The following is a 13,468-nucleotide window of genomic DNA, read 5'->3' on the forward strand; positions in this document are numbered from 1 at the left end:
TAGTTATGCAGTAGTAATAAGTTGCTCGATTACTTTGGGAAAATGTTCGTGTTCCAGTTGATGGATTTTTTCAGCTACCGCTTCCGGAGTGGTGCAATCTTCAATATTTACACTCGCCTGAAAAATTACCGCGCCTTCATCATAATGTTCATTTACATAATGAATGGAAATCCCGGTTTCTTTCTCTTTATTTTCTAAAACCGTTTTATGAACGTTCATGCCATACATTCCTTTTCCGCCATATTTTGGCAACAATGCTGGGTGTACGTTAATTATTTTATCGGGATAATGCGCAATAATAGTTGCCGGAAACATTAAAAGAAAACCGGCTAACACAATTAAATCCGGTTTTAAATCGTTCAGTTTTTCTAAAACCACACCGTTATTAAGTTCAGTTTTGTCAAATATTACAGTAGAAACATTTTGATTTTCAGCACGTTCCAAAACTTTGGCATGAGGATTGTTAGTCAACACCGCGATTACGTTCCCTTGATTTTTATTTTTGAAGTATTTAATAATATTTTCGGCATTCGAACCCGAACCGGAAGCAAAAATTACTATTCGTTTCATTTATCCTGTAATTTTTATTACGTAGAAAACATCGTTTTCACAGTGCAAAAAAAAGAATAATAAATGATAATAAATAGAAAATGGAAGTCTTTGTAAAATTATTTTTTTAATTTCGTAGTCACATTTAGTAACAAAAATGTTGTTTTAAAATAAAGTTTTTTATTTTTGCCAACAAATTAAATTTTAAAATTAAAGATTATGTCAGACATTGCATCAAGAGTAAAAGCGATTATCGTAGACAAATTAGGTGTTGACGAAAATGAAGTTGTAACAGAAGCAAGCTTCACAAACGACTTAGGAGCTGATTCATTAGACACTGTTGAGCTTATCATGGAGTTCGAAAAAGAATTCGATATTCAAATTCCGGACGACCAAGCTGAAAACATTGCTACTGTTGGTCAAGCTATTTCTTACATCGAAGAAGCTAAAAAATAATAACTACTATACACCCCATGTATTCTTCGGAATGCATGGGTGTTATTATTTTTGCCATTTAGGAAAAAAAACTGATTGGGAGCAATCAAAAAAATACAATCTACTACCCATGTTTCCTTTACAGATTAAAGAAAAGTAACATGGGTATTATTTGTTTAAATACATTGTAAAAAATATATTATGGCATTAAAACGAGTTGTAGTAACAGGTTTAGGCGCTCTTACCCCTATAGGAAATTCCATTGAAGAATACTGGGATGGATTGATTACCGGTAAAAGCGGCGCTGCCCCAATAACATATTACGATACCGAAAAACACAAAACAAAATTCGCTTGTGAAGTGAAAAACTTCAACATCGAAGCGTATATGGATCGTAAAGAGGCTCGTAGATTGGATAAATTTGCGCAATATGCCGTTGCCGCCAGTGACGAAGCAATTAAAGATGCCGGAATTACTGCCGACAACATTGACAAATACCGCGTTGGGGTAATCTGGGGTGCCGGAATCGGTGGTTTGGAAACCTTCCAGGAAGAGGTAATGTATTACGCCAAAGGCGACGGAACACCAAAATTCAATCCTTTCTTTATTCCAAAAATGATTGCCGATATTGCTCCTGCGCACATTTCCATGCGTAACGGCTTTATGGGACCAAACTATACCACAGTTTCTGCTTGTGCGTCTTCGGCCAATGCTTTGATTGATGCGTTCAACTACATCCGTTTGGGAATGTGCGACGTAATCATTTCCGGAGGATCGGAAGCTGCCGTAACGATCGCCGGTATGGGAGGATTCAACTCCATGCATGCCTTATCCACCCGAAATGACAGTCCAGAAACCGCTTCAAGACCTTTTGATGCTACCCGCGACGGATTCGTTTTAGGAGAAGGTGCCGGTGCTTTGGTATTGGAAGAATACGAACATGCAAAAGCCCGTGGTGCAAAAATTTATTGTGAAATTGGCGGAGGCGGAATGTCGTCTGACGCGTACCACTTAACCGCTCCGCATCCGGAAGGAATTGGTGTAATTGCCGTGATGAACAACACTTTACGTGATGCTGGAATGAAACCGGAAGAGGTTGATCACATCAACACACACGGAACTTCCACACCACTGGGTGATGTTGCTGAGCTAAAAGCCATCAGTGCTGTTTTTGGCGAACATGCTAAAAACATCAACATCAACTCTACAAAATCCATGACAGGTCACCTGTTGGGTGCTGCCGGAGCTATCGAAGCCATTGCTTCCATTTTAGCAATGAAACACGGTATAGTTCCTCCAACAATCAACCACTCTGTTGTAGATGAGAATATTGATCCAAGCTTGAATTTAACCCTAAACAAGCCTCAAAAAAGAGAAGTGAAAGTTGCCATGAGCAATACTTTCGGATTTGGTGGTCACAACGCTTGTGTTTTATTCAAAAAAATAGAAGAGTAATTCTTTGTTATGAGTATCATCAAGAAAATATTTTCAAATTCCCGCTCTCCAGAAGACGGGATTTTTTTTGACGCTATTCAAAAAATATTGGGTTTCAAACCTATCAACTTAAACAATTATCGCAAAGCCTTCACCCATCGTTCCATGAATAAAGTGGACGAAAAAGGAAACCCAATCAATTACGAGCGATTGGAATTTTTGGGTGATGCGATGTTGGGTTCGGTTATTGCGGCGCATTTGTTTAATGAAGTCCCAACAGGAGACGAGGGATATCTAACCAAAATGCGTTCGAAAATTGTCAGCCGCGATCACTTAAACGAATTGGGAAAAGACCTGAACCTGATCAAATTTGTCGAGAGCAAGGTTTCAACCCAGCATTTCGGCGAAAACATTCACGGCAACCTCTTTGAAGCTTTAATCGGAGCCATTTACCTCGATCGCGGGTTTGTATACTGCGAGAAATTCATCCACAAAAAGGTGATTTTGCCTTATGTAGACATACCGAAACTGGAAGGAAAGGTAATCAGTTACAAAAGTCTGGTAATCGAATGGTGCCAAAAAGAAAAAAAGGCATTTCATTACGATGTTTTTGAAGACAACGGAAACGAAGGCGTAAAATATTTCGGAGTAAAACTCAAAATTGACAACAAAATAGTAGCACGGGCCAGAGCTACTTCCAAGAAAAAAGCAGAAGAAAAAGCATCACAACGTGCCTATTTTGCTTTTCAGGAAAAAATGAGCCCCAACAACTAACTACGCAACTTGTACTAAATTATAGTTAACAACACTTCAGGGCTGTTTTTTAAAAGCATAATGTACTATATTTACAGTATCTTTTTACAGCACTATGGCTATTCATAAAATTCAGATTGACGATTTTATTTCGATTGATTATCAGCTTGTAGCGGTACACTCTACACTTGAAGATTATCGTTTGGCGTATTTTATCAATCAGAAATTAGCCGTTTCCTTTGAGAAAAGCGAACACGACATCGGCATTCAGATTCCCGAAGGAAAAAGTCATTTTACCCGATTTGTTTTTGATGACGAAGAAAACGAATTGTACTGGAACCTGATTCCCAATAAAACAAAAGTCGTAACCCGACAAACCAAAGCGACTTCGCTTTTCGACGAAACAGAATTGGACATCACCACCAATATTTACCTGCTTCCCGAACTGAAAAAAGTCGATTACATCATAAAAATTGAGAATACCGACGATTTTTTTGACGTTGACCAGTTAATTGACGAATTACTCGCGATTAAACAAATTACGACGGCTTATAAAATCGAACAACATACACTAAAATCGAAAAATAATTTAATTTTCTAATACAATGCCAACAAGAAAAAAGACGAAAATTGTAGCGACACTTGGCCCGGCCTGCAGCACTAAAGAAGTGATTAAAGACATGATTGATGCAGGAGTAAACGTTTTTAGAATTAACTTTTCCCATGCCGATTATACCGATGTAAAAGAACGCATCGACATGATTAGAGAACTGAACAACGAATTCGGATACACTACCTCCATTTTAGCTGACCTCCAAGGTCCAAAATTACGGGTAGGTGTTATGAAAGAAGACGTTGTGGTAAGCAAAGGCGATAAGATTACCTTCACAACTGCCGAAGACATTTTAGGCACTGCTGAAAAAGTGTACATGAACTATAAAGAATTCCCAAAGGATGTGAATCCGGGCGAACGCATATTATTGGACGACGGAAAACTAATTTTCGAAGTACTGAAGACTGACAAAAAAACAGAAGTGGAAGCCGTTGTCGTTCAGGGCGGACCCTTAAAATCTAAAAAAGGCGTAAACCTTCCCAACACCCGTGTTTCTCTTCCGGCATTGACCGAAAAAGACATCCGTGACGCTCTTTTTGCCATTAAAAGCGAAGTCGACTGGATTGCGCTTTCCTTTGTGCGAACTTCCGAAGACTTAAAAGATTTACAGGATTTAATTATGGCCAATTCCAGTCATAAAATTCCAATTATCGCCAAAATTGAAAAACCGGAAGCGGTCGAAAACATTGATAGAATTGTAGCCTTTTGCGACGGATTAATGGTAGCCCGAGGCGATTTGGGCGTGGAAATCCCAGCGCAGGAAGTACCATTGATTCAGAAAAAACTGGTGCATCGCGCCAAAACCGCGCGTATTCCAGTAATCATCGCCACACAAATGATGGAAACGATGATTACGAGTTTAACACCCACCCGCGCCGAAGTTAACGACGTGGCCAATTCAGTAATGGACGGAGCCGATGCCGTAATGCTTTCCGGAGAAACTTCTGTGGGGAATTATCCGGTTCAGGTTATTGAAAAAATGACGCAAATTATTGAAGCTGTGGAAGATTCACCGCTAATTCAAGTACCGCAAAACCAACCGCAAATCAAAACCAACCGTTACATCACCAAAAACATCTGTTATCACGGGGCAACATTGGCCAACGATATCAATGCCAAGGCTATTACTACTTTAACGAACAGTGGTTACACCGCCTTTCAGGTTTCCGCTTGGCGACCGCATGCACACGTTTTGGTTTTCACTTCCAATAAACGCATCTTAACACAGTTAAACCTGCTTTGGGGGGTAAATGCTTTCTTCTACGATAAATTTGTAAGCACTGATGACACCATCGACGATATCAACGCAATTTGCAAAGAAAGAGGCTATGTAAAATCGGGAGACATGCTGGTAAACCTTGCTGCCATGCCGGTTACCGCAAAAGGGATGGTAAATACGCTGCGTATTTCCGAAATTGAATAGAAAAATTTATATTTGAGAAACCAAAAAAAGACACTTATGAATTCGAACAATCCGTTTTTTAAGAACAAATCTTTTACCAATACAACCCGTTATTCCGGAGAGAACATCACCGAGAATGAAGCGGTTGCCATTGACTACAATGACACGATGACCGTTCAGGGTACGATCAACAAAAGTTTACTGATGTTGGCTTTATTGGTAGCCGGAGCAGCGGTAACCTGGACCATGACCTTCAACGGATACAATCCGATGGTACTGACAATTGGTGGCGCCATCATCGGCTTTATTTTGGTACTTGTTGCAGCTTTCAAACCACAATATTCTTCGGCTTTAGCACCGGGATATGCGGTATTTGAAGGGCTTTTCATTGGCGGACTTTCGGCTATTTTCGAATCAATGTACCCGGGATTGGTAATTCAGGCCGTAGGAGCGACTTTCGTAACCTTCATAGTTTGTTTCGGATTATACAAATACAATGTTGTTAAGGTTACCGAGCGTTTTCGTTCCGTAGTCGTAGCGGCAACTTTGGCCATCGCCAGTTTTTACCTGATTTCCTGGTTGCTTTCCTTGTTTATAGATTTCCAACCGGTACATCACGGCAACTCGTTAATGAGCATCGGAATCAGTGCTTTCGTAATTGTAGTAGCGGCGATGAATTTATTCCTTGATTTTGATCAGATTGAAAAAGGGGCACAAAGAAACCTTCCAAAATACATGGAATGGTTTGGCGCTATGGGCTTGATGATTACCTTGGTTTGGTTGTACGTAGAATTTTTACGTTTATTGTCCAAACTTTCCAGCAGAGATTAATCTGTATAAAAAATATACTAAAACCGATTTCTTTTGAAGTCGGTTTTTTTATTCCTAAAACTCAAATTTCAATTGTACCACTACTGATTTCTTCAGTTCCGTATTCAGATTGTGGAGTGAAATTCCGAGCAAACGCACCGATTCTTTCATCTTTTCCTGATACAGTAATTCTTTGGCTGTTTCGTGAATCAGACTTTTATCGGAAATAAAATACGGCAGCGTTTTACTTCTCGTCTGCAAGGTAAAATCAGAATATTTTATTTTTAACGTGACCGTTTTTCCGGAAATTTTATGTTTCTGCAAGCGTTTGGAAAGTTCCGCAGCAATGCGCTCGAGGCGTTCTTCCATGAAAATTTCAGACGTCAGATTTGTATTAAACGTATGTTCTGCGGCTACCGATTTGGTAATTCGGTTAGGTTTCACTGCGCTGTTGTGAATTCCGCGGACAATCAGATAATAATGCCCGCCACTTTTCCCGAAATGCTCTTCCAGATATTCGCGGGTACGATCTTTCAGATCCTTTCCGGTAAAAATCCCGTGCTGGTACATTTTCTCAGCGGTTACTTTCCCGATACCGTAAAACTTTTTGATGTCCAACGCTTCCAAAAACGGCTCGACCTCATCCGGATTGATAGTTTTCTGTCCGTTGGGTTTGTTGTAGTCCGAGGCCACTTTGGCTACAAATTTATTCACCGAAATGCCTGCCGAAGCCGTCAATCCCGTTTCTTCAAAAATACGCTGTCGAATTTCCTGCGCAATCAATGTTGCACTCGGGTTTCCTTTTTTATTTTGGGTTACATCCAGGTAGGCTTCATCCAGGGAAAGCGGTTCCACCAAATCGGTATACTCATGAAATATTTTGCGGATTTTATTCGAAATCTCTTTATAACGATCGAATCGGGGTCTTACAAAAACGATTTCCGGGCATAATTTTTTGGCCAGATAACCACTCATCGCACTGCGAACGCCAAATTTTCGGGCTTCATAACTCGCCGCCGAAACCACGCCGCGTACTTCACTTCCGCCCACGGCAACAGGTTTCCCTTTGAGCAACGGATTGTCCATCTGCTCGACTGAAGCATAAAAAGCATCCATATCAACATGGATTATTTTTCTCTGAAGTACCGTTGGTTCCATGTTGTAAATTTATGTATATTCAGTAGAAATTTGGAAACCGATGAAAAAAACAGCACTACTTTTAGGAGCCTCAGGATTAACAGGCAGTTTATTGTTGGAACTGCTGCTTTCCGACTCGGACTATGCGAAAATAAAATTGTTTTCCCGAAAGAGTTCCGGTATAACGCATCCGAAAATCGAAGAACATGTAATTGATCTGTTGCATTTGGAAAACCATTCAGCTGATTTTACCGGCGATGTGGTTTTTTGCTGTATCGGCACTACCAAAGCCAAAACACCAAACGAAACCGAATACAGAGCGATTGATTACGGCATTCCGGTTGCCGCCGCACAATTGGCAAAACTTAACAACATTCCGACTTTTATAGCCATTTCCGCGTTGGGCGCGACTACGAACAGCCCGGTTTTCTACAATCGAATTAAAGGCGAAATGGAACAAAGTATCATAGCTTTTGGAATTCCGAGAACCTATCTTTTGGAACCTTCTTTGATTTCAGGCGATCGAAAAGAAGTCCGAATTGGCGAAACCATGGCAATATACCTCATGAAAATTATCAATCCGTTATTGTTCGGAACCCTGAAAAAATACCGAAGTATCGCTCCGCAGCATATTGCTAAAGCCATGTGGTACCTGTCAAAAAACGAATATCCGAAAACCATTATTCCTTCTGATGTCATTTTCAGCCTGTCGCAATTAGTCTGAAATATTGTTTTTTACCGGAAAGAAAAACGCAGTTGGTCGCTTTTTGAAATACGTCCAAATGGCTTTGTTCAGAAAATGCACTTCGGAAAACGGAATGTTTCTGGAACGAAACGCCAAGCCTAACGAAAGCGAAAAACTCACGATAAAATTCATAAATCCGATAACCCCAATTCCGAAAATCCCCCAGAAAAGAGTCCAATTATCCACCTTAAAATGGGCGCCATATAAGCCGAGTGCCAGATTGCCGCTCACAAACGTAATGTGTCGGACATCCAAATCCAATCCTAAAAAAATTCCAATGGAAGCGGTACTTCCCATAAAAACCCCAAACCAGGTATTGGACACCACGCCTGCCCAATGGTCTTCAAACCATTGCGCAAGTTGCTTGGTTTTTTTCACGCCAAAACTCTTTTTCAGCAACGGATGCTCCTGAATGCGGTAAAACAACTGATGGTGTTTGTTGCGGTTGGACACACTTCCCGAAATAATTCCGGAAAGAAACAGAAAAACACCGGCAATAGACGCATGAAAAATTGCCGGAGAAGCTATCGGACTGATATCGGTTAACAACTTATTCCATTTCGCTTCCGCAATATTGTATCCTAAAGCATAATCAATCAGCCAAATCCCCAATAATGAAACGGGAAAGGCCACAATCACATTCCCTACAAAAGCAATAAACTGCGAACGGAACAACCGGGCAAACAGCTGCGCAAACGAACTGTGTTTTTCGCCGTTTTTGTTTTGTTTTTTCATCCCGGTTTCCAGGGCTTTGGTTATCGTTGCGGCCGTCATCGCGGGCTGTTTTGTGGCTAAAGTGAATCCGAGAAGGAAAATCGCGACAAAACCTACGGCATAATTCAAACTGTATAAAAAAGCGTGACCGAAATCACTCGTTTCAATTTTACCGAGCAGTACTTTAATGATACAAAGTACCCCAACTACCGCTCCGGCCCCCATAGCCGCATAAAACATTTTAAAGTATTCTTTCGAAGATTCCGTGATGTAATGTTCACCGGTTTTGGCGGTGTGCTGGGTGATTTCATAAGAAAGCAGCTGCGTACTCTCATTGATGAGTTGCCCCACATTATTCTTATAGCAATTGTATTTAATTACTTTGAGCGCCAGTTGAATACTGTTGTTGATTTTGTCTTCTTCTTTGTTTACGACCAACAACGGAATGAGAATTTTCAAGCGGTACAACTGTTGGCGAATGCGCAACAAACTCTGATTGACTTTTAAGGAAATTCCGAATTTAGAACTGTTACTGAATGCCTTGTCTACATATTCTTCGCATTGTCTGTGCAAAATCAGGAATTGTTTGTAGCGTAAATCATCCGAAGTAATTAAATGATCGGTTTGATTTCTGATGCGGTCTTCCATCTGCAGAAATTCCTTTTCCATTGCCACGAACGGACTTTCGAAAGCGTCGTATTCCGGAACCATTTTAATCACATCGGTTTCCATTGCGCGGCCGCTCATTCGTTGGGAAATCAGCTCCATGGCATTAATCAGTTCGGATAAAACCGAAAACTCTTTTACCGAGGTATAAATATCTGAAAACTGCAACATTTCAAACAGGCGCAAAAGTTCCTCGTGGGGTATTTTATTGATCCAAATCGTATCCGAATCCAGATAAAAAACCTGATTCAGCACATATTCCAACGTGTCCTTTTCGGGTTGATACGGCAGCACTTTATCAAACAAACGCTTCTTTACTTCATAAATAAAATCCGAATCGCGCAGAATTCCGGCATCCGAAAGCATCCGGCTGAATTTCCTTTCACTTAGTAATGTTTTTAGGTATTCAATAAGTACGCTTTTCTGCTGAGGGTTTTCGGTTAGGAAAAGTAATAGTTTTTCGATGGAAACGGTACTTTCTTTTGGTTTTTCAGGTCGGAAATAGCGCACGAGATCTACCAGAAAATGTAACGTGTCGTCTGAAGTGTATTCTCCTTCCGAAAAGTGTTTGCCGAACAGATTGGCTAACGTAAATTCTGATTTTGTTTTGCTGCTTGGTTTCATCCCTTTCATTTTGGCGTTACTACTTTTGTAAAAATACGATTCATCGGCTATATTTTTCTTAACTTGCTCCCAAAATATGTTAATTTCTTTACAAAATGCAGGAAATAGAACGAAAATTTCTGGTGCTTTCCGATGCTTTCAAGACCGTGGCGACAACCCAAAACCGAATTGTACAAGGGTATCTCAATTCCGATCCGGAAAGAACTGTACGCGTTCGAATCAAAGGAAATAAAGGCTTTCTGACCATCAAAGGAAAAGGCAATGCATCGGGCACCACGCGTTTGGAATGGGAAAAAGAAATTCCGGTTTCGGAGGCAGAACTGCTTTTACCGCTTTGTGAAAAAGGGATGATTGACAAAATACGGTATGAAGTTCCCGTGGGCAAACATGTGTATGAAGTAGATGTTTTTTCGGGTGATAATGAAGGTTTGGTTGTAGCCGAAATTGAACTGAACACTGAAGAGGAGTCTTTCGAAAAACCAAACTGGCTGGGAAAAGAAGTTACCGGAGAAGAGCGGTATTACAATGCTTTTTTAAGCAATTCCCCTTATAAAAACTGGTAAATTTATTCTTTAATGGTTTCAAGATTTACATTAAGAAATCCGCGTCCTTTAACGTGTGTAATCTCCATGAATGCTTTTTTGGACAAATCGATTTCACGACCTCTGGTGAAAGGTCCACGGTCGGTAACCGTCACTACCACTGATTTGTTGTTCACCGGATTGGTAACCCGTAATTTGGTCCCGAAAGGTAATTTTTTGTGAGCCGCGGTATATTTCGAATTATCAAAACGCTTGCCGCTTGCGGTTCGTCTTCCGTTAAACCTGTCGTGATAATACGAGGCGTGAACGGCTTTTTTATAAGGTCTGTACTTTAAATTAACCTGAACGGAATCTACCGTTAACGTATCCTGAAGTGATTTTTTGGCTTTATCGCTGCGTATGATTTTTTCGCTGGTAAAACTACTGGCAAAGAATACAAAAATGAAAAGTAATAAAGTTGGGGCAATAATTTTTTTCATGTTTTATTTTTTATGCAATACTGATTAACAAGAAATATGCCATTGAAGAAAAAAGCCCTAAAAAGGGCTTTCTATAAGATTAGAACCAAAGGTTCCACGGAATTCTACTTAATATAAACAGTAAGCCTGCCAAATACAGAAATCCTATTTTCTTGAATTTTCCATTACTGCTGTCTTCTTTTTTGTGTTTCGACCAACCGATTGTTATTAAAGCTATCGCCAGTATATTTACCAACGGATGTTCCAATGATGTTAATCGTAATGCCGCATTACTCATGTCGCCAAAAGCGGCCATTCCTAATGGGGAAACAAAATAAACCACCAAACCCAAAAGCAATTGAATGTGACAGAAAATCAACGCAAACAAAGAAATTTTTCGGTCTTTGTCTTCGAAACTTCTTTTGGAAGAAACGCCCATTAAAGCATTAATCACTGCAAATAATAATACCGCTAAAGCCAAATAGGCCACACCGGAATGTGCTTTTTGAATAATATCGTACATGTTTTTCGTTTATTTAGTTTAACAAATATAGCAAATTGGTTTAATTTCTATACTTTTTTCAAATCTTTAATAACCTTAAACGCGCTGTCGATATGATCTTCGCTAACTACTATAGTTACCTCATAATTCGTGGAAATCACCTCATTGATGTTGATTCCTTCCCAGGCCAAACGTTGGAAAATAAAATAAAAAAGTCCGGGTGTTCCTACGTTTTCTTTTGGAAGTTTCACCGTTATGGAGGCCAATTTATCCGTTTTCAATACCCATTTTTCATCGGCAAAATGTTTTTCAACGATATCACTAATGGATTCACTTACAATTAGATTGGTTTCATTAACGCCGCGGGAAGAAGTATAAAAAACGTCTTTTAACGAACTTATTTCAGTAAGAAAATCCGCTTGACGGTTTAATACTCTTGGATTAATGGTAAAATTATAATTCACTAACGAGGAGCGAACCGTAATTTCCCCCATACTTTTCAAAGTCTTCTCAATTTTATGATTGATTCTGAAATCCAATTCTTCCGACAAACGCTTTAATGCCATAACGATTGCACCCTGTTTCACTTCTTTGTCCATTTCGTGCTCCAGTTCCTGTTGCATGATACGGGCCAATGAGGTTAGGTTTACAATTCCAAGCGTTAATCCGTTAAGTAAGAAGGGTTTAGATTTTATATAGTTTTCTACTACAGAAGAGATTGTTTTCATATTTAATTGATGATTGCATTAAAAAAATTTGCGAAATATAGAATTAAAAACAAACTGTTATAGTTATAACAATGTTAAAAATAATAAAACGCATCTTCAAGATGCTCGATTTTATAAATGGTTGCGTCCTTGGAAACAGCAATTATATCAAAACGCAGGTCTAAATCCAGATTATTCTGGCTAACATACTCATCCACAGCTTTCACCAACAATTTAATTTTTTTTGGATTTACGAAATCCTGTGGGTCGCCAAAATCTATAGAAGAACGGGTTTTTACCTCAACTATTGCAAGAACGGATTCTTTTTTCGCGATAATATCGATTTCCGCTTTTTGAAACGTCCAATTTCGTTCTACAATTTCATAGCCCTCTTTCTGAAGGAAATCGGCTGCCAAATCTTCTCCGAGTTTACCTAAATCATTATGTTCTGCCATTATTTCAGGAACTCTAAAACAACTTCCTCCGAATTCACTTCAAACTGTACTTCCTTACCCAAAATCAAAGTACGGTTGTCTTTCTGGTGTCCGGCCGGAAAATAAAAACAAACCGGGAAATGGTATTTTTTGGCAATTTCCATAATAATGCCCACTTCATTTTGTCCGAACGGAATTTCGTTATCGTGCATATCGGTCATGCTCCCCACGATCAAACCTTTCAGATTTTCGAAATAACCGTTGCGTTTCAGATTTTGCATCATTCGGTCAATATGGTAGAGGTATTCATCCAGATCTTCTATAAAAAGGATTTTGCCTTTCGTATTCAAGGACGATTTCGAACCCAGCAAACTGTATAAAATCGAAAGGTTTCCGCCCACCAATTGTCCTTTGGCCTTGCCTTGAATTTCATATCCTTTTGCAGGAACCTTATATTCGATATTTTCACCAAAAAGTGCTTTACGCAAGGTTTCTTTCACTTCTTCCGGTGCTTTTGGCACCGTAAACGGCATAATGGAATGCAGGGAAGCGATTCCTAAAGTATTCAAATGACTGTGCAAAACAGTCACATCGCTGAAACCCATTATCCATTTCGGATGCTTTTTAAATTTTGTAAAATCCAGACTATCGATAATGCGTACGGTTCCATATCCGCCACGGGCACACCAAATCGCTTTGATGTTGTCGTCGTCTAACATTTCCTGTAAATCGGCGGCACGCTCCGTATCGGTCCCACCCAGCTGACAACTGTCCAACCCGATGGTTTTGCCCAACTTTACTTGTAATCCCCAGGATTGTAATAAATCGATTGCAGGTTGGGCTTCTTCAGGAGAAAATTTTCGGGCAGTGCACACTAAGGCAACAGTATCGCCTTTTTTAAGATAAGGTGGAATTTTCATACGTTTTTGAGAATATACTTCAA

The 13,468-nt window shown here is 39.7% G+C and carries 16 protein-coding genes; 8 read left to right on the plus strand and 8 right to left on the minus strand.

Going from position 1 to position 13,468, the window contains the following annotated elements:
• Nucleotides 1-3: 3 nt before the first annotated feature.
• A complete protein-coding gene (gene purN, locus FCR2A7T_RS01605) occupies nt 4-570 on the minus strand; it encodes a phosphoribosylglycinamide formyltransferase (RefSeq protein WP_023569517.1) in 567 nt (188 codons plus the stop codon).
• 198 nt (nt 571-768) lie between these two features.
• On the opposite strand from purN, the gene FCR2A7T_RS01610 reads away from it, so the two are divergent.
• The 6 genes from FCR2A7T_RS01610 (at nt 769) to FCR2A7T_RS01635 (ending at nt 6,017) form a co-directional block, all read left to right on the plus strand.
• Nucleotides 769-1,005: an acyl carrier protein gene (locus FCR2A7T_RS01610; RefSeq protein ID WP_007137004.1), complete on the plus strand. Its 237-nt coding sequence runs from the start codon at nt 769-771 to the stop codon at nt 1,003-1,005.
• 180 nt (nt 1,006-1,185) lie between these two features.
• Nucleotides 1,186-2,439, plus strand: a complete 1,254-nt coding sequence (fabF, locus tag FCR2A7T_RS01615; protein WP_023569518.1) for a beta-ketoacyl-ACP synthase II — start codon at nt 1,186-1,188, stop codon at nt 2,437-2,439.
• A 9-nt stretch (nt 2,440-2,448) separates the two neighbouring features.
• The gene (rnc, locus tag FCR2A7T_RS01620) at nt 2,449-3,192 is read left to right on the plus strand and encodes a ribonuclease III (protein ID WP_023569519.1); all 744 of its coding nucleotides are present in this window, start codon (nt 2,449-2,451) and stop codon (nt 3,190-3,192) included.
• Nucleotides 3,193-3,286: 94 nt separating this feature from the next.
• Nucleotides 3,287-3,772 (plus strand): IPExxxVDY family protein, encoded by a 486-nt coding sequence (locus FCR2A7T_RS01625; protein WP_023569520.1) that lies wholly within the window; start codon nt 3,287-3,289, stop codon nt 3,770-3,772.
• A 4-nt stretch (nt 3,773-3,776) separates the two neighbouring features.
• A complete protein-coding gene (gene pyk / locus FCR2A7T_RS01630) occupies nt 3,777-5,207 on the plus strand; it encodes a pyruvate kinase (protein WP_023569521.1) in 1,431 nt (476 codons plus the stop codon).
• A gap of 36 nt (nt 5,208-5,243) precedes the next feature.
• Nucleotides 5,244-6,017: a Bax inhibitor-1/YccA family protein gene (locus FCR2A7T_RS01635; RefSeq protein ID WP_023569522.1), complete on the plus strand. Its 774-nt coding sequence runs from the start codon at nt 5,244-5,246 to the stop codon at nt 6,015-6,017.
• Between the two features lie 54 nt (nt 6,018-6,071).
• On the opposite strand, the gene dinB is transcribed toward FCR2A7T_RS01635, so the two are convergent.
• Complete coding sequence (gene dinB / locus FCR2A7T_RS01640; protein WP_023569523.1) at nt 6,072-7,154, minus strand: DNA polymerase IV; 1,083 nt, start codon at nt 7,152-7,154, stop codon at nt 6,072-6,074.
• A 40-nt stretch (nt 7,155-7,194) separates the two neighbouring features.
• Here dinB and FCR2A7T_RS01645 point away from each other — a divergent pair, with 40 nt between their 5' ends.
• On the plus strand, nt 7,195-7,857 hold the full coding sequence (locus tag FCR2A7T_RS01645; RefSeq protein ID WP_023569524.1) for an NAD(P)H-binding protein: 663 nt from the start codon (nt 7,195-7,197) through the stop codon (nt 7,855-7,857).
• Here FCR2A7T_RS01645 and FCR2A7T_RS01650 read toward each other — a convergent pair.
• Nucleotides 7,849-9,882, minus strand: coding sequence for a site-specific recombinase (locus FCR2A7T_RS01650; protein WP_023569525.1), 2,034 nt, complete (start codon nt 9,880-9,882; stop codon nt 7,849-7,851). The genes FCR2A7T_RS01645 and FCR2A7T_RS01650 overlap by 9 nt on opposite strands.
• Nucleotides 9,883-9,977: 95 nt before the next feature.
• Here FCR2A7T_RS01650 and FCR2A7T_RS01655 point away from each other — a divergent pair, with 95 nt between their 5' ends.
• Nucleotides 9,978-10,445: a CYTH domain-containing protein gene (locus FCR2A7T_RS01655; protein ID WP_023569526.1), complete on the plus strand. Its 468-nt coding sequence runs from the start codon at nt 9,978-9,980 to the stop codon at nt 10,443-10,445.
• Nucleotides 10,446-10,447: 2 nt separating this feature from the next.
• On the opposite strand, the gene FCR2A7T_RS01660 is transcribed toward FCR2A7T_RS01655, so the two are convergent.
• The 5 genes from FCR2A7T_RS01660 to FCR2A7T_RS01680 all read right to left on the minus strand — a co-directional run bounded on the left by FCR2A7T_RS01660 (nt 10,448) and on the right by FCR2A7T_RS01680 (nt 13,445).
• Nucleotides 10,448-10,903, minus strand: a complete 456-nt coding sequence (locus tag FCR2A7T_RS01660) for a septal ring lytic transglycosylase RlpA family protein (RefSeq protein WP_023569527.1) — start codon at nt 10,901-10,903, stop codon at nt 10,448-10,450.
• A gap of 79 nt (nt 10,904-10,982) precedes the next feature.
• On the minus strand, nt 10,983-11,405 hold the full coding sequence (locus tag FCR2A7T_RS01665) for a hypothetical protein (RefSeq protein WP_023569528.1): 423 nt from the start codon (nt 11,403-11,405) through the stop codon (nt 10,983-10,985).
• A 47-nt stretch (nt 11,406-11,452) separates the two neighbouring features.
• Nucleotides 11,453-12,112, minus strand: coding sequence for a hypothetical protein (locus FCR2A7T_RS01670; RefSeq protein WP_023569529.1), 660 nt, complete (start codon nt 12,110-12,112; stop codon nt 11,453-11,455).
• A 74-nt stretch (nt 12,113-12,186) separates the two neighbouring features.
• Entirely contained in the window at nt 12,187-12,546 is a 360-nt protein-coding gene (locus tag FCR2A7T_RS01675; RefSeq protein ID WP_035116829.1) for a YraN family protein, read from the minus strand.
• Nucleotides 12,546-13,445 (minus strand): S66 peptidase family protein, encoded by a 900-nt coding sequence (locus tag FCR2A7T_RS01680; protein WP_035116997.1) that lies wholly within the window; start codon nt 13,443-13,445, stop codon nt 12,546-12,548. The genes FCR2A7T_RS01675 and FCR2A7T_RS01680 overlap by 1 nt, the downstream gene beginning before the upstream one ends.
• Nucleotides 13,446-13,468 lie beyond the last annotated feature (23 nt).

Source organism: Flavobacterium cauense R2A-7 (assembly GCF_000498475.1).
GTDB classification, from domain to species: domain Bacteria; phylum Bacteroidota; class Bacteroidia; order Flavobacteriales; family Flavobacteriaceae; genus Flavobacterium; species Flavobacterium cauense.

Coding starts and splice junctions, on each gene's coding strand:
- FCR2A7T_RS01680 (WP_035116997.1), bottom strand. CDS start 13,445: ATGAAAATTCCACCTTATCTTAAAAAAGGCGATACTGTTGCCTTAGTG.
- rnc (WP_023569519.1), top strand. CDS start 2,449: ATGAGTATCATCAAGAAAATATTTTCAAATTCCCGCTCTCCAGAAGAC.
- fabF (WP_023569518.1), top strand. CDS start 1,186: ATGGCATTAAAACGAGTTGTAGTAACAGGTTTAGGCGCTCTTACCCCT.
- FCR2A7T_RS01610 (WP_007137004.1), top strand. CDS start 769: ATGTCAGACATTGCATCAAGAGTAAAAGCGATTATCGTAGACAAATTA.
- FCR2A7T_RS01635 (WP_023569522.1), top strand. CDS start 5,244: ATGAATTCGAACAATCCGTTTTTTAAGAACAAATCTTTTACCAATACA.
- FCR2A7T_RS01670 (WP_023569529.1), bottom strand. CDS start 12,112: ATGAAAACAATCTCTTCTGTAGTAGAAAACTATATAAAATCTAAACCC.
- FCR2A7T_RS01645 (WP_023569524.1), top strand. CDS start 7,195: ATGAAAAAAACAGCACTACTTTTAGGAGCCTCAGGATTAACAGGCAGT.
- FCR2A7T_RS01665 (WP_023569528.1), bottom strand. CDS start 11,405: ATGTACGATATTATTCAAAAAGCACATTCCGGTGTGGCCTATTTGGCT.
- FCR2A7T_RS01625 (WP_023569520.1), top strand. CDS start 3,287: ATGGCTATTCATAAAATTCAGATTGACGATTTTATTTCGATTGATTAT.
- FCR2A7T_RS01675 (WP_035116829.1), bottom strand. CDS start 12,546: ATGGCAGAACATAATGATTTAGGTAAACTCGGAGAAGATTTGGCAGCC.
- FCR2A7T_RS01660 (WP_023569527.1), bottom strand. CDS start 10,903: ATGAAAAAAATTATTGCCCCAACTTTATTACTTTTCATTTTTGTATTC.
- FCR2A7T_RS01655 (WP_023569526.1), top strand. CDS start 9,978: ATGCAGGAAATAGAACGAAAATTTCTGGTGCTTTCCGATGCTTTCAAG.
- dinB (WP_023569523.1), bottom strand. CDS start 7,154: ATGGAACCAACGGTACTTCAGAGAAAAATAATCCATGTTGATATGGAT.
- pyk (WP_023569521.1), top strand. CDS start 3,777: ATGCCAACAAGAAAAAAGACGAAAATTGTAGCGACACTTGGCCCGGCC.
- FCR2A7T_RS01650 (WP_023569525.1), bottom strand. CDS start 9,882: ATGAAACCAAGCAGCAAAACAAAATCAGAATTTACGTTAGCCAATCTG.
- purN (WP_023569517.1), bottom strand. CDS start 570: ATGAAACGAATAGTAATTTTTGCTTCCGGTTCGGGTTCGAATGCCGAA.